Genomic DNA, 17,871 nt, shown 5'->3' on the forward strand with positions numbered 1-17,871 from the left:
TCAGTCGTTCACCTGTCTACGAGGATGCGGTAGTCCTCGAGTGTGCTGGCGTGGCGGATGGCGGAGTCCTGCCACCGGCGATGTTCATCGACGACGGCCGGGTCCGTGATGACTTCTGCGTGCCGCAGGCCAGCAGGCCCGAAGTGCATGACGGCGAGCCGTTTGTCGTCGAACAGCCAGTAGTCGTAGTCCGGTAAGGCCAGTTCGCGGGCCTGGGGGGCCGACAGGACGCGGATGTCCTCGCCGGCGGCGGTGTTGTAGGGGGCGATGGCCATTTCGAACCGCAGGTAGTCGGTGAGGGGTTCGGTCAGCACGCGGACTCGGGCGTAGCTCTTTCCTTGTCGAGTTGCTGTGCGTACTCCGTCGAGCCAGCCGGCCAGGTAGCTGACGTCGAGCTCGCCGGTGTCCAGGTAGCGCTGCAGTGCTTGCTGCTCGGCGTCGACGTGGTAGGACGGCTGGGTCTCGAAGCGCCAGGCGCGGTGGGCGAAGCCCGCGAAGAGGTCGTCGAAGGGCTGGCCCGGTGGGACGAGGCGGCTCACGCCGTGTTCCTCGGTGCGAAGTTCAGCAGGGTCTTGGGGATTTCGACGGCGGTCTCGGTCGCCGGCATCCCGCGTTCGTGCAATGCCGCGAGGGCTTCAGGGTCGGTGATCTTGTATCCCTGCACGACGTAGGTGTCCCGGTCGGTTTCGTACAGGTTGGGGCACTGTCCGCCCGTGCTCGTGGTGCCGAGGAAACTCAACTTCATCGGTACTCCTGTCGTCGGCGCAGGCATCGAGCCGATGCGCATTATGTCTGCCGCTTCATGGAATCGCACGATCAGGCGCGGCGCTATGCTCCAGTCGAGTGGAGCATACATCGAATATTCGAATTATTCTTGTCAATGTGTGTAGTCGGGTGCCACGCTTACTTTCCGTAAGCCCCGCCGACGCCCCAGGAGTCACAGCACATGGCCAGAGATCGAAGGACAGATGTGGCTGCGCCGGAGTCCCTGGGGCACACGCGAGGTGCGCTGGTGGAGCCGGGCGCGGAAGAGGCGACTGACCGGCAGATCGTGTGGGTGCTGCATATGCATCCGGGGCTGACGCGGCGGCAGGCACACGGGATCGTCGCGGTTGATTTCGAGAACGGTGTCGCCCGGTGTCTCTGCGGGGTCGAACTCCGGCCTGACGAGATCGGCGATGTCCCTTCTGGCGGTTGCCAGGTCTGCGAATGCTGCATTGCCAAAATTCGCTAGACGGCAAGGGGATGCGGTGGTCGAGCACCGCGTCAACTGTGGAGTGTCTGCCCTTCGGGCAGCGCGGCTGTGCTCGACCGGGCGCAGCTGAGGTCAACGATGGAAGGAGATTGTGGTGAAGGTGGACGAGCTGTTCAGCGGAGACCTGGTTGAGGGAGTGCCCTCTGCTGCCGAAGCGATCGGCACGAAGGCACCCGGACCGGAGGACGGAAACGCCAAGGGCGACTACTGCAACTGACTTCGCGCGCGACGGGTGGGCCTTGTCGGGCTCACCCTCGCTTCGAACGAAAGCGATGCCTACCCATGCTGGCCATGCAGCTACATCTTGCCGACCTGCGCTCACCTGGACGATGGACGTACCGGAACGGCCGTTGGGAGTACGGCGGTAGCTGGATCGCCACGCCACCGGTCGCCGTACTGCGTGTTTTCGTCAAGCACGAGCCGACTGCGACGACACTCCTCGTGCGTGAACTGCTGACCACGTCCTCCACGCCCCCTGAAGACTCTCTTGACCAGCAGGAGCGAACGACATGGCCAGGCGACTACCTGAGAATTCACCTCACGGCGAACAAGGCCGAACTCGAGGCCGGCCTCTACGGCACAGCGCCGGTCTACCTAACGGCCACAGACACAGCCCTGTACGGCTCGTGGTGGTTGCCCGACCTGCGGCACCGCCTGTCGGCTGACGACCTGTGTGATCGGGCGGTTGCCCGTCTGCTGACCCGGCAGCAGCCCTACACCACCGAAACCCTCTTCACGCAGGTGTGGCAGCTCACCGAACGAGCCCGAGCGACCTTCACCACCGACGGCCTGACGATGACCTACCCAGAACCCGCAACGCACGTGCTCCGCGCCCGCGACATCGCAGCCGGCGTGGACGTGACCGCCGCGTTCGAAGCCCTGCTCGCCGATAGCACCGCCACGCGGCGAACACGGAACCCTGTGGGTGTGGAGCTGTCCGGAGGGTGCGACTCGGCCAACGTCGCACTCTCGGTGCGCGAGGTCCACGATGGCCCTCTCTGCAGCGCCGGCGTGATCGTCGACGACACGGCCATGGGCAGGGATCAACAGCGGCGGCGTGCGAGTATCGCGGCGCTGTGTGGCTTGGTCGACGAACAGATCAACGGCTCTGCGTACGCGCCGTTCACGCCGGGCGGTATCCGGGGGAGGGGCGAGCCGCATGACGTGGGCGAGTTCTACCGCGAGGCCTTCGCCGCAGTCGGCAGTCACTTCGCCCAGTGCGGCGTGCGTGTGGTCTTCACTGGAGTCGGCGGGGACGAACTCGCAGCGTTGCGTCCCAACGAGGCCACGCTGCCGCCGGCTCGCGCCGAGTGCATTCCGTGGTTAGGCCCTCGGTCACGAGAGACTGTGGTCGAAGACGACGGGGGAGCGGCGCCGGTCACGGTGCTGCCGAGATCGGTCCTGACTGGAAGCGCCGTGCACAACCCGGACTACCTCGCCGCCGGCATGTGGCCCGTCGCTCCGCTGGCCACACCGGCGCTCGTGCGATTCAGCCAGCAGCTGCCTGTGCACCTCAGACGCGGCAAGCGGTTCCTGCGTCAGCGCCTGCACCGCGCTGGCCTCCCGCAATCCGTGGTCCATCCGCGGCGCCCGGAGAACTTCCTCGGCCTCATGCAGAAAGGCCTGCGATGCCACGGCCTGCCGCTGGCACGGCGGCTGCTGCAGACGGGCATGCTGCTGGCTGATACCGGACATATCGACCCGGCAGTGTTCGCCGCCACCGTCGACGACGCGTCGACACGCAGACATCTGCCGACCATGCTGTGCGACACCTTGATGGCCGAATTGTCCCTGCGAAGCCTGCTGGGGTGCCCTGCTTCCATGTCCAGTCGGGAGTTCTCATGACCAGACCAGGAGATCTCCGCAGCCGCAGCCTGCTCTATCGGAACCCGTCATGGTACGACGAGCTCCTATCCGGAGCCACTGCTCCGGTCGAGGCGGTGCAGGCACTCGTTGCCGACTACCGGCCGGATGCCCGCACGGTCCTGGAGTTCGGCTGCGGCACCGGACGAGACCTCGCCCACTTGGCTGCAGCAGGATTCGAATGCATAGGCATCGAGCTACAACCGGAGATGGTCGACTACGCCCGACACCAGCACCCTGGACTGACCGTGGAAGTCGGCGACATGCGAAGCATTCGGCTATCTGTCACCGCCGACATCCTCCTGTGCTTGGGGAACTCCCTGGCCTACAACCACACGGACCGCGACATGCACGAGGCCTTCGCGACCTTCGCCGCGCACGCCCAGCCCAATGCGTTGCTGGTGCTGTTCACCCCCGTCGCCCCGCCACCGCCTGAGGCCGCAAACCTGGCGGTGTCGCGTGTGGACACCGACACCATTCACGCAGAGGTCACCACCAGAGTCGTCTGGGACGACCAAACGCAGACGACGACCATGTACCGGGACTGGGTGCTCGACAATGGCGAGCACCACACCGACGTGATCCAGCGCCGCATCCTTACGCGTGAACAGCTGACCACACACCTCACCAGGGCTGGGTTCGAACTGCTGGAACAGTTTGCCGACCCGGGCCAACGCCACACCAACGATGATCGCCGCGCACGATCGGCCTTCACCGCCGCCCGCTATTGCGCTTAGGGGGCGTCCGCAAAGTCCTCGACCAAGCCGAGGAATACCTTACGAACGGAGCTGGGCCGTTGATCGAATTCAGCAAGCTGCCCCAATTCGATCCAAACTCGAGTCCCCGCGACTTCAAGCTCCTCAAGCAGGCGGCGTGCCATTCGAAAAGCGTCCGGCCTGCACCCTGGGTGCTGTGTTGCCAGCCGAATGGCCTGACGCCGGTCGCGAGCGCATACCCCGCCCCAGATGCCCCAGCTCTCGCCCTCGTCGAGCTCATACGAGAGCGCGACGACGAGGCAGTCGGCTTGCACTGGGCAGTCGGCACACGCCCATCGGGCTCGTTGGCGTTGGCGGCTCAGAGAGTCGGCGCCGCGAGCAGGTTCGGGGAACCACTCGTCGCGTGTGGCGTTGACGCATCGTCCGTGGCGGTTTACTCGTCGTTCTAGATCGCGAAACACAGTGAACCCCCCGCTGTTCACAGCCGCCTTCAGTCGTTGTGTTTCATGGTTTGCCGGGACATGCGGTGGCTAGCGCGCACAACACGAGAACGTGAGGCGCGGGTCGTGGCGCAGTGCCGGCCTGGGCTACGTGACCTAGGAAGAAGCGGCAGCTGTTGTTAAACGGCCTCTGCTGGGACTTGAGGCCCATTGTTTGACGTCTACTCCTTCTGATTCCTGGGCCGGAGGCCCTCTGCGCTGGTTAGCTGGTTCGGCCAAGACGCTGCGATGATCAGCGCATGGCGTGCACGGGCGTAGGCCTGTCGCCGTACAGGGCGGACGCCCCGCGCCGTGCTTGTCCGCTATAGAGGACTTAGATCTCTGAACGTAAGCAGCTGAGGTCATACTGTCAACTCGACTGAACTGGGGGCTTGCGTGAGTCCGCTATGGGGGACACCCTGGAGAGGTAGTGGAAGGAGGTGTCGTCGATGGAGGCCGAACGGGGCGAGGGCCAGGATTCGTTCGCGGAGAAGCTCGATCTTCTGTTTGACAGCGTCAGGCGTGAGGACGGTGAGCGGTACACGGTCCGGGAGGTCGCTAAGGCCTGTGGCATGTCAAAGACGCATCTCTACAACCTTCGCAGCGGTGACCGTGAGCCCAGTCATGCCACGGTGAAGACGCTGGCGGAGTTTTTCGATGTGCCGTTGGACTTCTTCGCCGACAGCGAGCGTGGTCGCGAGCTGAAGTCGCAGTACGCGTTGCTTGCGAAGTTCGGCGAGGGAAAGCTTCGCGCTCTGGCACGTGGTGCGGAGCAGCTGTCGGCGGAGTCGATGAACAACGTGCTTGCTTTCATCGAGTTCGAGGCCAGCCGCCAGAAGGAAACACCTGACGAACACTCGTCTGAGTGACGCTGCGTCCTTGTCGCTGTCGATCGATGACCATGCGGCGACACTGGATCTCCGCACGCGGCACGGGTGCCGCGACGTTGGTTGGGGGTGAGCTTGTTGTGGGAAGGTGGCGGGAGTCTCGCCAGTACCGGTCGGCGGAACGGGCGCTACGGCGACGTCTCCGTCAAGATCTCGCCGGTCTCGGTATCGACGAGCCGGTGGACATGGGCGAGGTCTGCAGGCGGCTGAGCGTACAGCGCGGCAAACCGATTCGGCTGGTGGCGTATCCGTTTGCGGTTCCCGGCCCGTTTGGCTGGTGGGGCAGCACGCCTGACACCGACTACATCTTGTACCAGGCCGAGACAACTCCCGCGCATCAGCAGCACATCATCGCGCACGAACTGGGGCACCTCCTCGCCGACCATCAACCGGATCCGGACGAGGACCCGTTGTGGGCAACGATGATGCCGGACATCTCGCCAGAAGTGATTCGTCGAGCGCTTCGCCGCACGTCCTACGACACCCTGCAGGAACAGGAAGCGGAGATTGCGGCCACGATGCTGTTGGAGGCCGCCGCAGTCGTCGAATGTGTTCAGCTTCCCGCTCTTTCGCCGCGTGCCGGCCGGGCCCAGCGCGCTCTCGGTGACCGGCTGGTCTGGCTGTGATCCTGGAGGGGCTCGTCGCGGCGGCACTGAGCCTCGCGTTGCTGTGGTGCTTGCACCGGCTCTGGCGCACGCCGCGGGATCGTGCGCTGTGGATGGTGTCCGCGTGCCTGGCCTTCATGGCGCTGAACTATCCGCTGGGCTGGCTGGCCAACGCAGCTGCAGCGGATTCCGTTGTCCAGCACGGCGTCCCGAAGCTGCTGCAGAACGCGGTGATCATGTTCGGGTACTTCTTCCTGATGCTGTTCTTCCTGTTCTCGGCAGCCCCAGCAGACAAGAACGTCGGGCGTCGGGCATGGCGGGAAGTCGTCCCACTGGCTGTTGTCGTGATCGCCCAGATCGTGTCGATGGCCGCGACTCCTGAGCAACTGCGTGATCACAGATTCTCCTCGTCCTCGACCGACCTGCAAATTCCCGGGATCGCCGGCTTCTACTTCGTTGGCGCGGCCTATCTCGTCTATGCACTCGTGCAAGCCGCACGGTTCGCATTGCGGTATGCCGCCGAGTCGGGTCGACGGGTGCGCGTCGGTTTGCGGATCGCCGCTGCTGGACTCGGAATTCGCGCTGTGAGCGGCTCGCTGCGGGTGCTGCTCATCGTCGTGTCCTGGTCCGGTGGAGGTCTTCCCGATGCATTGCGAGACGCGACGGGAAAGCTGGCTGCTGTCGGTGGTGGGGTGTTCGTCCTGGGTGTCCTCTGCCCGGCGGTGTTGCTGCGGTTGGCCACTGTCCGGGTGTGGTGGCGGCACCGGCGTGCTTACCGGCAGCTGCGGCCGTTGTGGGAGGCACTCAACGCGGTATACCCGAAGGATGCTCTTGATCGCCGACCGCGCAGCCTGTGGCGGGAGCGTGTGTCTCCCCGCCGGGTCCGGCGGCACTACTGGCGTCGCGTGATCGAGATCCGCGACGGGCTGGTCCAGCTCAGTCCTCATCTCGCGGACTTCGGATATGACTCGAGCCGCCCCACAGATCAGCAGGTCACCGCCATCCGGCACGCGTTGCGGCATCGCCACGATGGCTTGCCCGCTACCACGACCTCTGCGGTCCTGGTGGCCGCGCCGGCACACGTCGACAACGTCGAAACCGACGTCGTCGAACTCCTGGCCTTGAACCAGCACTTCGTCCCGGACGGTTCTGCCGCGGCGCGCGGTCCAGACCTAGGGCTACGGCAACGCAATGCGCTCATGATCAGCAAGATCCGGGCTCAGAAACCCGCCGCCTACGTAGAACGCCGTTACGCCCTGCGTGTTCTCGCGGTCCGCGGACGCAACACCGGCGAGATCCGGACAGTTCCGATCGCGGTCACCCAGCTCGATGGCCGACGGTATGTGTGTTCCCCGCATCGCCGGCGCGATTGGGTCCGCAACCTGCTGGCCGCCGGCCAGGTCGCAATTGAGCGCGACGAACACCCGGTGTATCGCGCGGTTCTCGTCGAGGGCCATGAAGCGGCCCGGGTCATCCACACCTACCTCAACGCGCTCGGGACCAGCTCGATGGCATGGCCATTCACGCCCGGCGCCGCTGTCAGTGAGATTCGCGCCCATACCAGCACGACCGCGGTCTTCCGCCTCGAATCCCACCAAGGATGACCAGTGCGGCCCCACGCACAGCAGTCCTGTCCGGCCGAGCGAGCCCGCAGCTCAAAAGCCTCCGACTACCTGGCTTGTCAAGGAAACGAAACTGTTCGCACAGCTCGGAGAGGATGATGACGTGCAGCAGCTGATCAGCGCCAAGCAGGTGCTCATCGGGCCAGCCCAACAGCGAATCCAGGACGGCGCGGTCCTGGTCCAAGACGACACCATTCTGGCGGTGGGGCCCCGACACCACGTCGAGCAGCGAGCCGACACGCAAGCACGGCGCCGGGACTTTCCGAACTCCACCGTGCTGCCCGGGCTGATCAACAGCCACGTCCACCTCAGCTTCGACACCAGTCCCCAGTTCCTCGACACGGTGCAGCAGACCAAGGACGCGGACCTGCTTCTCGGCATGGCCGGGCGAGCACAACGAGCGCTGGCACATGGCATCACCACCGTCCGGGACCTCGGTGACCGCGGTGGCCTGTCCATCCGCCTCCGCGATGCCATCACGCGCAACGATCTGCCAGGTCCTCGCATCCTCGCAGCAGCAGCACCGCTGACCATCCCCGATGGGCACTGCCACTTCCTCGGAGGGACGGTCTCCGGCGAAGCCGAGATCCGCCAGCTGGTACAGCACAACGCCAGGTTGGGTGCGGATGTCATCAAGGTCATGGCCTCCGGTGGCCAGATCACCCCGAGCTCGCCGCCGATGTGGGCATCGCAATTCACTGCCACGGAGCTGGCGATCATCGTGGAAGAAGCCTCCCAGCTCGGACTGCCGGTCGCCGCCCACGCGCACGGGACCGAAGCGATCGCAGCGTCGGTCGCTGCCGGGGTCTCCACCGTTGAGCACTGCTCTTGGCAGAGCGCCAACGGGCCGGACCGCCGTGACGACGTCGCGAAGCAGATGGCAGAAAAAGGCATCTACGCCTGCACCGCATTGAGCGGGAACTGGCGCTCGATCATGGAACGGCTAGGCCCGGAGGGAACGGAGGCGATGTACGGCCGGCTGGTCTGGCTCGCCGAACTCGGCGTGCCACTGATCATCGGCACCGACGCCGGCCTGCCCGGGTCCTGGTTCGACGACTTCGTGGGAACCATGGAACTCTTCGAGTACCTCGGCTTCCCCAACGACCGGACCATCGACATGGCAACAACCATCAGCGCCACAGCACTCGGCATCACCGACCACGTCGGACGCTTGCAACCCGGATACTCCGCCGACCTGATCGTGGTCGACGGCGACCCCCTCACCTGCCTCGCACACCTCCGACACCCGCAACTCGTGCTTGCCCGAGGGCGCGAGTTCCACTCCGAGAACTGACCGGCGCCGCAGCACAGGTAGCGCCAATCGGCATAGCTGGTGACGCGGCGAATGCCGTGTCTGCCACCGCCGGTGAGTCACGCGCCCAGATTGCCTGGTATCCGTGGGTGAGCGAACCGTCGGTATCGTTCACACGCGTTTCGGCATCGCAGGTGTCTCGATGGGCGGAGTGGGGCGGCATGGTTGATCGTTCGATGGGCGAGCTCATTCGGTTCTTGGAAGTCATGGCTGAGTTCGGTCGGAGGGGCGCCCAACGGCATCTACAGCATTTCCGGTTCCTCGCCTTCGCCGAGCTGCTGCTGACCGAGGGGCGAGTGTGGCACACAACCGTCGAACCCGAACGGTTCGGTGCTACCCACGGGCCAGAACGAGAGTGCTACTCCAATGCCACCTCTCTCGCCGAAAGCAAGCACGACCTCATCTATGTCGAGGGTTTTGGGCTGCCGGCGGTGATGCCGCTGGGAACCGAGCATGCCTGGTGCGTTCCACGCACCGACGACGGTGTTATCGAGGTGACATGGCCCCGAAACGACGGCCTCGCGTATATCGACCTGCCGTTCACCGATGAGTTCCGTCGCAAGATCCAGCACGAGACCGACCGCCTCCCCATCCTCTTACCGCATACCGAGGCTGGACGATCTCTACTTCAAGATGGGCCGCCAGCCGACGCGATCGTCGACGTCGGCCAGCCCATCGCAGAGGTCTACGTCGCTCGCCGCTGACACCCCCACGTGTTCCGGAACGTGCCGGTATGCTCGTTCGGGCGATCACGCGAGAGCCAGCCGAACGGGCGCGGAGTTGAGTATGGAGCCGGAGTTCCCGTGCCCTACCTGCGGGAAAACGCTGGTGTGGGACGAGATCGACCCTGACCTTGGCTTGGCGTGCGTGAATCCGCAGTCCGCGGCGCTGGGACTTACGTTGCCCGTCTCCCGAGTTCACGCCCATCAGGTACGACGCGGTCGTGATGTCCCGGCGCCCGGTGCGGGCTGGCCACGCCCGCGCCTGCCCGGGCATGGCGTCGACGGCGACATCGAACCGTTGCCGCATCCCTACGTGGCACCGGTCAGCCATGGGAGGGTCTGGCACAGGCTCGTCGACAGTGATCGAGTCCGGGAAATCCAGGAAGCATGGGCGTGCCAGGTGTGCGGGCTGGAGTTAGACGAGGCCGCGTGGGTGTTCTGCAGCGAATCCGGCGAGGTTCTCACCGACGCCGCACTACACCATCGGTGCCTCGTCTTGGCCCGCGCCATGTGCCCGCACTTGGCTGCCACTGGTTACCGAGAGCTCGAGGTGCGACGCGGCGACCTTCTCGTCGACGACCACCATCCCAGCTCGCGTGCGGTATGGACGGTCACGGCAGACCTGTGGAAGGCAAAGTCCAGGCATGAACGTGTGGGACGAGCCTCGCCAGGTGGTCAAGGCTCGTCCCATGACTGAGAATCTCCAGTTCTCGTACACCTTCCAGGATTCACATGTCGGCAATGACGTGATGCCTCTGCTTCGCTGTCCTACGCGGAGGGTGGGGTCAGGCCAAGACAGGCAGCGACGCTGCCGTGCACCCAGCCAGTGACTCCGTTGGTGTCGTCGGTCAGGTTGACCCACTCAGGAGTCGTGGGCGCCCCGCCGACGAACTGGTGCACACGGTAGGCGTGGGCCTTGTAGTAGACGCCGTCTACGGGTGACTTCAGATCCGCGGCACGGTGGATGCGGGCACCATCCTGAATGGACAACGCGGTGCCGGGCGGGCAGGCGCCTTCCGCGTGGGCCGTGGCGGTGAGTCCCAGCATCAGGATTCCCGCTGCCGCTGCCAGGTTCACCGCAGCACTATGCGCTTTTCGCATGACACATTCCTCTCGTTGACATACCTCTGATCAGAAATTCGTTAATACAGAGGAGAAACTTCGCTGAACGGGACGCCTTGAAGGCGGATCTCAGTGGGCAGGATTCCGCTGATAGCGAGGGATTCAGCGGTGCGTCACAGCAGGTGCTGGTGTGGGAGTCCTTGGCGCGGCTCTTCCCAGTGCGGCAGTCCGCATGACCCGGCGATGCAGTCGTCGTCGGGGGTGGCTGCGAGTGCTGTTCCGACAGCAGACAGCGTGCCCAGGGCTACGGCGATAACCGCGGCTCGCACGCTGTTCGTGGCCGCCTTGTGACGACGCTGGCTTTCTTGGTTCATTTCGTTTCTCCCTTTCTCCTTTTTGGGCGCGGTTCTCCTGGGCGCGAATTCGTCCTGGCCAGTTCTGTTGTGCGGGCGGAAGGCGGTTAGTTGGTGGTGATGCGGAGGATGGCCGCGGTCCAGGTCATGCCGACGCCGATACCGAGCAGGGCGATGTGATCTCCAGCAGCGACGAGGCGTCGGGTGAGGAGGTGGTGCAGGCCGACAATCTGGTCGCAGGCACCCATGTGGCCATAGCGGCTAGCAAGGAACGTGCTGCTGCGTTCTTCGGGGATTCCGAGCGGCGCGAGACAGTGCCGGTGGGTCAGCGGGGCTCCGTAGTGCGGGCAGAGCAGGTAGCGGAGGTCGTCGAGTTCGATTTCGGCGTCATACAGTGCTTGCTTGACGACGGTGCTGACGGCGGCGGCGTTGAGGGTTTCGAGACTGCCGGGGCCGTCGTGGGTGGCTAGCCAGCGTGCTTTTCGCTGACGAAGCTGGATCGGTCGCCTGTAGGTATTTCCGTTGTACCAGCCGGTGTTTCCGCGGTGGAGGCCTTCCAGTTGGGGTTGCGCACAGGAGGCGGTGGAGATCAGCTCGGCCACGGCATCGTTCCCGGAGTCGCGTTGGAGGAGGACGGCGGCTCCGGCGTCGCCGTAGGTGATGCCGGGATCGGTTTGCCACCGGTCGAACAGCGGCGTGTGGAAGGTGTCGCCTGCGGTGAGGAGTGCCGCCTGGCCGGGCTGGCCTTTGAGGACGTTGGTGGCTAGTTCGAGGCCGGCGACCATGCTGTTGGACATGCCATTGACCGCGAGGGTCATGGTCGTGTCGACTCCGAGCTGGTCGGCGACAAAGCAGTTGGGCGACCAGAAATCCAGGCCCGGGTCGTGGATCGTGGCGTGCAGGTGCAAGTCCAGGCGGCGGTGGAAGCCGCGGAGGGCTTGGCGTCCTGCGCGTATAGCGAGCTCCGGCCCGGTGCACTCTGGTGCGACAGCGAGAGAATCCTGGTGGTTCCGCTGCGACTGCTGTGCGCTGTAGTGGCCGGCGCGGATGGCGTCGGCGGCGGACATGAGGTCGCCGGTAACTGCTCCGATGCCGTTGATCGTGATCCCGCGGTGGCGCATACCCGATCACCTCTCCGGGTGCGTCGCATTGGAGAGGCGTCCGGTGAACCAGACTTCGCGGAACCCGTCGGCGCCGATCGAGCAGTCACGGCTGAGCGCGTGGAAGACCGGATCGAGGGCCCGGTTGACGAAACCCAGGAAGACAGGCTTGGCGGCGTCGGTGACCGCCGACAGGTGGCCCCAGTCCTCCCCGTCTTGCCACCGCAAGATAAAGAGCGTTCGTGATCTGCTGGTTTGTCGTACGGTTCGCATGATGGATCACTCCATTCCCGCGCATGGCACGGCAGGAAGAAAGAGAAACGGGAGCCCATTCGGAGAATCGCCATCTCAGTGGAGAGGGTTCCGCGTTGTGGGTTTCGCCACGGTGACACGGGCACGGTTCCGGTGTCAGATTTTGGCACCGCCCACTGGGCAGATACACCCGTCTGAGCGAGTCGGACGCCCAACATCGCTGGACCTTCCAGCATCGAAAATCCCTAGCACGGAACACATTCACGACGTGGAGCCCGACTCCAAGGGGCTGTTGCGACCAGGCATCAAGAGATGGTTGTTCCGCTGAGGCTTCACTCGAACGGGCGCATACGCCGGTTCTCGGTGGCCAAAAACTGACACGAGGCGCGGTCCGATGTCACGCTCGATCTCCCCGGACCTGCTGCGACAAAATCCGGCTCCCCCGGGACTTCCTGACAGCCTGGTCCCCAGTTTCGGAGGTGAAATTGTGGTGCTGGCACATTCTTCCCTGCCTCACATCTACGGCGGGCGTTGTTCACGCACCGACGCTTGCCTGCTCTGTGCCCGTGGTTGCTATTCTTGTCCTCGCGGGCATCGCAGTCGGCCCGTTCGTGGCATGGGCCGTACGGCCGTGGGTGGCGTGGTCAACAGGCCCCTGGCCGGTGGGTGGGTTCAGCGCTGCCAGCGGCGCTGTCTCGCTCGCCGTGGGGTGCCGCTTCGCCGCCGATCCCGTTCTCGCCGCCTGGTGGTGGTGGGCGATCTGCAGCATGGCGCTGGCCTGGATCGACGTGGCCTGTCACCGATTGCCTCGCCCGTGGGTGATCGCATTGGCCGCGGGCGGCCTGGTCGTGTTCACCGTCCACGCGATCACGGTGTCCTCGCCGGCGGCGCTGCTGCGATCGCTCTGTGCCGGTGTGCTGGTCTTGGTTGTCGGTTCGTTCGCGTACTGGATCGCTCCGACGGGGCTGGGTTACGGCGATATCACGTTGCTCGCCGCGATCTCGGTGTACACCGGGTGGATCGGGTGGCGCACTGTACTGGTGGGCATCGCCGCGTCGCTGCTGGTCCTCGGCGTACTCGCCGGCCTGGCATGGGCCACCACGCTGCGATCCGGGACCGCACGCATCGCCGCCGGCCCGAGCCTGGTCCTCGGCGGCTGGATCGCCGTCCTCATCCATACCTTCTGAGAGGCAATCACCAATGCTCTCGACACGTGTTGTGCCCGTAGCCGCGCGCACCGTGCTGTGCCCGGTCGGGTTCATCGTGGTCGGCTGCGCGACAGCACCGCCGGCCACTCTGCCTGCTGACCCGAGCATCGTTGCGCCTCCGGGCCTGCCCTCTGACGAACACGCTGTGGTTGAGCGCGCGTATCGCGATTTCTGGCGGATCACCTGGAACTCTACGACCGAGCGCGATGGGGTGTGGGACGCCGAGGTGCGCCGTGTGGCCGGGCAGGAGCTGGCGGACCAGATCACCTCGCGCGCTCGCGAGCAACTGGCAGGCGGGATTCGGCTATACGGCGCTGTCGTGGCCCGTGTTTCGTCGGTGCAGATCACCGGGGGTCAAGCGAGCGTGCAGGACTGCCAGGATGCGAGCCGGGCCGGTCAAGCCGACCTCGCGTCCGGGAATCCGAAGAACGTTGGCATTGCTCGCAATCTCGTTCACGCCACGTTGACGAAAGGGCCTGATGCGGTCTGGCGCGTCGATCGCATCGAGTTCCCGGGAGGTGAATGCTGATGCGCTCCACAGTCCGCGGCCCGTGCATTCTCTCCGGTGTGGGCGTGCTGATAGTCCTAGCAGCCCCCGTGGGACTGGCGCAGGATGGTGAGGTCGCCGTGGAGTCCGGCGACATTGGTGGCTGGTATGCCCCACCTTCGATCGGGCTCTCCGCTGCCGCCCCAGGACGGCCGGGACGACCGGCAACGTCGAAACCCGGGGGTGCCGGCACGCATTCGACTGGGCCCTCGTCGCCGGCGCCGGTGCCGTTGTGTCCGGTCGTAATGTGTGATGCCCCGGGGCAATCACAGGATCCGGCGTTCATGCTCAATTCCCAGCCCTTGTCGACATGGTGTTTCGGGCCCTTGGATGACGGGTACTGCCCACGGCCGAACGCCACACTTTCGACGCCGAACCCGGTGGGTACTGCGGCTCCGCCGGATCCCGCGGCTCTGGCTCAGCAGGCGGCCCGGCGGCTGCGGTTGCCGTTGCCGACGCCGCGGCATTCCCCGGATCTGCGGTTGCCGGATGGTCGTCCGGCGACGGTCGTCGGTGAGCACACCTGGTTCTGGACTGCGCCAGAAGATTGGCGTCCGCAGACAGAACGCGTGCAGGCCGGCGAGGTGTGGGCGGAGGTCACCGCGGTGCCCGTTCGGTTGTCGATGACGCCCGGCCTGGGCCAGTCGGTCGCGTCCTGTGCGGGGCCGGGGACACCGTATGACCGGTCGTTCGGCCTGCATGCGGCCTCGCCGGACTGCGATGTGGTGTACGAGCGGCCATCGGCCGATCAGCCTGGTGCGCTGGTGACGGCGGAGTGGTCGATCACGTGGCGGGTCACGTGGCAGGGCTGGACCGGCAGCGCACCCACCGGGGGTGAGCTGGCGCCGATGACGTCGCGGACGCCGGCGAGGTTCGCGGTGGGTGAGGCCCAAGCACTCCGCATCCGTTAAGCAACAGGCTTTCTTGCCGTTTCCTTTTTCGTAGTTCGTGTATTCACGTGTGGGGAGAGGTCTATGTCCAGTACCGGAATCTTCGCGGTCACCAAGCCCGATTCGAGCGACGCCAAGGACGGGACCACCACTGCGGTGCGTGGGCCTCGGGTTCCTCGGCAACGTCGGTGGTGGTTGCTCGGCGCTTCCCTCGGTGTGATCATCGTGTCGGTCGCGGGAACGGTCGGAGTTGTGTCGGCAGCGTGGGATCGCGAGCCGATGTTGCAACTCGTTCGTGACGTGTCGTGGGGTCAGCCCATCAGAGATGCTGATGTGACCACTGTGGACCTTGATCCTGGTGTGCGGCGGTTCGTGGTTGCGGATACGGATCGTGGCCGGGTGGTGGGGCAGATCGCCGCTGCGAACTTGCGGGCCGGGCAGCTTTTGGCCCTCAGCGATGTCACCACTCAAGCCGTGCCCGCGAGAGGGCAGTAGGTGATCGGATTTCGTTTGCTCCCGGGCCGGTACCCGGCACGCGGATTGGCTCCCAACGACCCTGTGGAGGTTGTGGGCCTGTCGAGCTCGGGTGCGACGGACACCGTGACCGGTGGGGCACGGTTCCGGGCTCGCGTGGTGCAGGCGTCGCTGCCGGACTCCGAAGGTGCGGTTGTGGTCGATCTGCTCATCGACTCCTCGGCCGCCGATCAGGCCGATGCCGCTGCCGCTGGCGGCGCACTCGTCAAACTGCTTGGCCCCACCAGCTGAAAACCCATGTTGGGTTCGATTTTCGCGTCTGTCTAAAGGAGTTTGTGATGGCTTTCGTCACGATGCTGTCCGCGAAGTGCTCACCCGGGATCACCACCGCGGTAGCGGCGCTGGCCATGGTCTGGCCGAACCGGCTACTGGTGGTCGACGCTGATCCTGCCGGGGGTGATCTGCTGCCGGGATGGGGAGGCCAGTGGCTGGTCGACGGGCGCCTGTCCTCGGAGCGTGGGGTGGTCAGCTTCGCCGCTGCCACCCGCCACCTGGACTCCGTGCCCTCGGAAGGACTGGCGGGGCATGTGCAGGAAATTCCTGGCCACGATCACGTGCGGTTGCTAGCTGGGGTGACGAGCCGGACCCAGGAGGGAGCGATGGGGGACGACGGCTGGCGCCGACTCGCCAGTGCCACCCGAGATCTCGCGCGTGAAGGACCCGACGTCCTCATCGACGCCGGCCGGTGGACACCTGCAACGCCCTGGCCGCTGATCGCCGAAGCCGACCTGGTCCTGGTGGGAATGCGTCCCAGCCTCCGGCACATCTCGGCCGCACTGCTCTTGATCAGCACGTTGCGCGAGCTGATACCGATCACCCGGCTCGGAGCGCTGGTGTCGGCCACCACGAGCAGCGAAGCCGACCGTGTCGCCCGTGCCGTGGGGATCCCCGTCGGTGTGGAGCTTCCCGACGACCCGGCAGCTGCCCGGTTCTTCTCCGACGGAGCAGGCAGCCACGCACCCCGCCGCTCGGCCCTCGTCCGCACCAGCCGGAAGGCCGCGCTCCGGCTGCACCGCAGCCTCACCCCACCCACTCCGCCGGCCACGACAACGGTTGCCGACGGCGTACTGAAGGCAGGTACGGCATGACCACCGAGATCAACGGCAACACCCGCCTGCAGCTCTCGCACGAGACCTGGGGATGGATACCGGACAACGCAACCGTGCAAGCGCTGCGGGAGAAAGTCGCCGCCCGCCTACGAAACAGCACCGCCGATGAGCGAGCGGCGCTGGTGGCCGCGGAGATCACCACGTGGGCTCATGAACGGGCCAGCAGGGGCGACCCGCCATTGTCTGTGGCCGAGGAGCAGCGGCTCGCCGACGCGGTGCTGGCCGCGGTGTTCGGCCTGGGCCAGCTCCAGCCGCTGCTGGAACTGGAGGACGTGGAGAACGTCCACATCCACGGCCACGACCGGGTCTGGCTGGAACTGGCCGACGGCCACCTGCAACGCTGGCCCTACCCGGTCGCCGACTCCGACACTGAGCTGCTGGAGCAAGTGGAGGCGATGTCCGCGCGGCTCGGGCAGACCTCCCGCGAGTTCAGCCCGGCGCAGCCCATCGTGAACCTGCGACTACCAGCAGGTGGGCTCTTGGGAGCGAGATTGGCGGCGGTACGGGAGGTCACCGACCGGCCCCGCATCGCCATCCGACGCCACCGCCTCACCCAGACCACCCTCACCGATCTGCGCCGCCACGGCACCCTTGACCCCGGCCTCGAGCACTTCCTCGCTGTCGCGGTGGCCGCAGGAGTGAACATGCTGGTGACCGGTGGCCCGTTCGCCGGCAAAACCACGCTGTTGCGTGCACTGTGTGCCGAAATCCCTGTCCACGAGCACATCGTGACCGTCGAGGACGACTACGAACTCGGGCTGCATCTTAACGGCGAGCGCGTGGTGACCCCGCTGGAGGCGCGCACCGCCAACGCCGAAGGCGTCGGCGAGATCAGCCTCGACGATCTCCTGAAACAAACCCTCCGGCACTCGCCATCCCGGGTCATCGTCGGCGAGGTCCGCGGCGGGGAGATCACCGCGCTGCTGCGAGCGCTGGGCAACGGCGCCACGGGCGGCATGGGCACCCTGCACGCGACATCGGCGCGAGCGGTCCCGGACCGCATCGCCGCGCTGGGGCAACTCGCGATACCACCGCTGTCCGTGGAGGCCGCGCACCGGTGGACGGCCTCCGCCCTGGACCTCATCGTCCACCTCGCCCGCCGCGACCATTCCGACCGCCGGGAACGTTTCGTGACCGAGATCGTCGAAGTCGGCCCTGTAGGCGACGCCGCGATTCCGGACCTCACCACTCTGTTCGGGCCCCGCCCCGGTGACGGCCGTGCCGTCCCGACATGCCCTCCCAGCCCGACGCTGATGGCCCGTCTGCAAGCCCACGGCCTGGACCACGCCCTCTTCAACCGGCCGGACGGCCAATGGAACAACCTCGATCAGAGGAGTGAGCCAACGTGATCGCCA

The 17,871-nt window shown here is 65.8% G+C and carries 21 protein-coding genes; 15 read left to right on the forward strand and 6 right to left on the reverse strand.

Annotated elements, in window-relative coordinates; genetic code table 11:
- Positions 1-8: 8 nt before the first annotated feature.
- Both E1288_RS32835 and E1288_RS32840 read right to left on the reverse strand, forming a co-directional pair.
- Positions 9-539: a DUF6879 family protein gene (locus E1288_RS32835; protein WP_132492217.1), complete on the reverse strand. Its 531-nt coding sequence runs from the start codon at positions 537-539 to the stop codon at positions 9-11.
- Positions 536-745: a hypothetical protein gene (locus tag E1288_RS32840; protein ID WP_132492219.1), complete on the reverse strand. Its 210-nt coding sequence runs from the start codon at positions 743-745 to the stop codon at positions 536-538. Before E1288_RS32840 ends, E1288_RS32835 begins: the two co-directional genes overlap by 4 nt.
- 267 nt (positions 746-1,012) lie before the next feature.
- Between E1288_RS32840 and E1288_RS32845 the strand changes: the two genes are divergently transcribed.
- The 4 genes from E1288_RS32845 to E1288_RS32855 all read left to right on the forward strand — a co-directional run bounded on the left by E1288_RS32845 (position 1,013) and on the right by E1288_RS32855 (position 3,855).
- Entirely contained in the window at positions 1,013-1,234 is a 222-nt protein-coding gene (locus E1288_RS32845) for a hypothetical protein (RefSeq protein ID WP_132492221.1), read from the forward strand.
- 115 nt (positions 1,235-1,349) lie between these two features.
- Complete coding sequence (locus E1288_RS49920; RefSeq protein ID WP_268951970.1) at positions 1,350-1,472, forward strand: hypothetical protein; 123 nt, start codon at positions 1,350-1,352, stop codon at positions 1,470-1,472.
- Between the two features lie 65 nt (positions 1,473-1,537).
- Entirely contained in the window at positions 1,538-3,100 is a 1,563-nt protein-coding gene (locus E1288_RS32850) for an asparagine synthase-related protein (RefSeq protein ID WP_132492223.1), read from the forward strand.
- Positions 3,097-3,855, forward strand: a complete 759-nt coding sequence (locus E1288_RS32855; RefSeq protein WP_132492225.1) for a class I SAM-dependent methyltransferase — start codon at positions 3,097-3,099, stop codon at positions 3,853-3,855. Before E1288_RS32850 ends, E1288_RS32855 begins: the two co-directional genes overlap by 4 nt.
- Here E1288_RS32855 and E1288_RS50510 read toward each other — a convergent pair.
- Complete coding sequence (locus E1288_RS50510; RefSeq protein ID WP_408014185.1) at positions 3,852-4,316, reverse strand: WhiB family transcriptional regulator; 465 nt, start codon at positions 4,314-4,316, stop codon at positions 3,852-3,854. The genes E1288_RS32855 and E1288_RS50510 overlap by 4 nt on opposite strands.
- Positions 4,317-4,762: 446 nt before the next feature.
- Between E1288_RS50510 and E1288_RS32865 the strand changes: the two genes are divergently transcribed.
- The 5 genes from E1288_RS32865 (at position 4,763) to E1288_RS32880 (ending at position 9,443) form a co-directional block, all read left to right on the forward strand.
- On the forward strand, positions 4,763-5,182 hold the full coding sequence (locus tag E1288_RS32865) for a helix-turn-helix domain-containing protein (protein WP_132492227.1): 420 nt from the start codon (positions 4,763-4,765) through the stop codon (positions 5,180-5,182).
- Between the two features lie 197 nt (positions 5,183-5,379).
- Positions 5,380-5,826, forward strand: a complete 447-nt coding sequence (locus E1288_RS32870) for an ImmA/IrrE family metallo-endopeptidase (RefSeq protein WP_132492229.1) — start codon at positions 5,380-5,382, stop codon at positions 5,824-5,826.
- Positions 5,823-7,409, forward strand: a complete 1,587-nt coding sequence (locus E1288_RS49145) for an MAB_1171c family putative transporter (protein ID WP_235883961.1) — start codon at positions 5,823-5,825, stop codon at positions 7,407-7,409. The genes E1288_RS32870 and E1288_RS49145 overlap by 4 nt, the downstream gene beginning before the upstream one ends.
- Positions 7,410-7,530: 121 nt before the next feature.
- Positions 7,531-8,721 (forward strand): amidohydrolase family protein, encoded by a 1,191-nt coding sequence (locus tag E1288_RS32875; RefSeq protein ID WP_235883962.1) that lies wholly within the window; start codon positions 7,531-7,533, stop codon positions 8,719-8,721.
- 107 nt (positions 8,722-8,828) lie between these two features.
- Entirely contained in the window at positions 8,829-9,443 is a 615-nt protein-coding gene (locus tag E1288_RS32880; RefSeq protein ID WP_132492233.1) for a hypothetical protein, read from the forward strand.
- A gap of 786 nt (positions 9,444-10,229) precedes the next feature.
- Here the strand turns inward: E1288_RS32880 and E1288_RS32885 are convergent.
- The 3 genes from E1288_RS32885 to E1288_RS32895 form a co-directional block, all read right to left on the reverse strand.
- Positions 10,230-10,562, reverse strand: coding sequence for a hypothetical protein (locus E1288_RS32885; RefSeq protein ID WP_132492235.1), 333 nt, complete (start codon positions 10,560-10,562; stop codon positions 10,230-10,232).
- A 421-nt stretch (positions 10,563-10,983) separates the two neighbouring features.
- Positions 10,984-11,784 (reverse strand): ketoacyl-ACP synthase III family protein, encoded by an 801-nt coding sequence (locus tag E1288_RS32890; RefSeq protein ID WP_207954684.1) that lies wholly within the window; start codon positions 11,782-11,784, stop codon positions 10,984-10,986.
- 219 nt (positions 11,785-12,003) lie between these two features.
- Positions 12,004-12,204 (reverse strand): hypothetical protein, encoded by a 201-nt coding sequence (locus E1288_RS32895; RefSeq protein WP_132492239.1) that lies wholly within the window; start codon positions 12,202-12,204, stop codon positions 12,004-12,006.
- Between the two features lie 791 nt (positions 12,205-12,995).
- On the opposite strand from E1288_RS32895, the gene E1288_RS32900 reads away from it, so the two are divergent.
- The 6 genes from E1288_RS32900 to E1288_RS32925 all read left to right on the forward strand — a co-directional run bounded on the left by E1288_RS32900 (position 12,996) and on the right by E1288_RS32925 (position 17,865).
- Positions 12,996-13,415 (forward strand): prepilin peptidase, encoded by a 420-nt coding sequence (locus tag E1288_RS32900; protein WP_132492241.1) that lies wholly within the window; start codon positions 12,996-12,998, stop codon positions 13,413-13,415.
- A gap of 13 nt (positions 13,416-13,428) precedes the next feature.
- Positions 13,429-13,965, forward strand: coding sequence for a hypothetical protein (locus tag E1288_RS32905; protein WP_132492243.1), 537 nt, complete (start codon positions 13,429-13,431; stop codon positions 13,963-13,965).
- A 398-nt stretch (positions 13,966-14,363) separates the two neighbouring features.
- Complete coding sequence (locus E1288_RS32910; protein WP_235883963.1) at positions 14,364-14,894, forward strand: hypothetical protein; 531 nt, start codon at positions 14,364-14,366, stop codon at positions 14,892-14,894.
- Between the two features lie 63 nt (positions 14,895-14,957).
- A complete protein-coding gene (locus E1288_RS32915) occupies positions 14,958-15,368 on the forward strand; it encodes an SAF domain-containing protein (RefSeq protein ID WP_132492245.1) in 411 nt (136 codons plus the stop codon).
- 317 nt (positions 15,369-15,685) lie between these two features.
- Complete coding sequence (locus tag E1288_RS32920) at positions 15,686-16,495, forward strand: P-loop NTPase family protein (protein ID WP_132492247.1); 810 nt, start codon at positions 15,686-15,688, stop codon at positions 16,493-16,495.
- Entirely contained in the window at positions 16,492-17,865 is a 1,374-nt protein-coding gene (locus E1288_RS32925) for a CpaF family protein (RefSeq protein WP_132492249.1), read from the forward strand. The genes E1288_RS32920 and E1288_RS32925 overlap by 4 nt, the downstream gene beginning before the upstream one ends.
- The last annotated feature ends 6 nt before the right edge of the window (positions 17,866-17,871 follow it).

This window comes from Saccharopolyspora elongata (assembly GCF_004348985.1).
Taxonomy (GTDB): domain Bacteria; phylum Actinomycetota; class Actinomycetes; order Mycobacteriales; family Pseudonocardiaceae; genus Saccharopolyspora; species Saccharopolyspora elongata.

Bases quoted from the DNA above. Each gene is read 5' to 3' on its own strand.
- E1288_RS32925 (WP_132492249.1), top strand. From the start codon at position 16,492: ATGACCACCGAGATCAACGGCAACACCCGCCTGCAGCTCTCGCACGAG.
- E1288_RS32850 (WP_132492223.1), top strand. From the start codon at position 1,538: ATGCTGGCCATGCAGCTACATCTTGCCGACCTGCGCTCACCTGGACGA.
- E1288_RS32900 (WP_132492241.1), top strand. From the start codon at position 12,996: ATGGCGCTGGCCTGGATCGACGTGGCCTGTCACCGATTGCCTCGCCCG.
- E1288_RS32920 (WP_132492247.1), top strand. From the start codon at position 15,686: ATGGCTTTCGTCACGATGCTGTCCGCGAAGTGCTCACCCGGGATCACC.
- E1288_RS32865 (WP_132492227.1), top strand. From the start codon at position 4,763: ATGGAGGCCGAACGGGGCGAGGGCCAGGATTCGTTCGCGGAGAAGCTC.
- E1288_RS32885 (WP_132492235.1), bottom strand. From the start codon at position 10,562: ATGCGAAAAGCGCATAGTGCTGCGGTGAACCTGGCAGCGGCAGCGGGA.
- E1288_RS32905 (WP_132492243.1), top strand. From the start codon at position 13,429: ATGCTCTCGACACGTGTTGTGCCCGTAGCCGCGCGCACCGTGCTGTGC.
- E1288_RS32855 (WP_132492225.1), top strand. From the start codon at position 3,097: ATGACCAGACCAGGAGATCTCCGCAGCCGCAGCCTGCTCTATCGGAAC.
- E1288_RS32840 (WP_132492219.1), bottom strand. From the start codon at position 745: ATGAAGTTGAGTTTCCTCGGCACCACGAGCACGGGCGGACAGTGCCCC.
- E1288_RS32915 (WP_132492245.1), top strand. From the start codon at position 14,958: ATGTCCAGTACCGGAATCTTCGCGGTCACCAAGCCCGATTCGAGCGAC.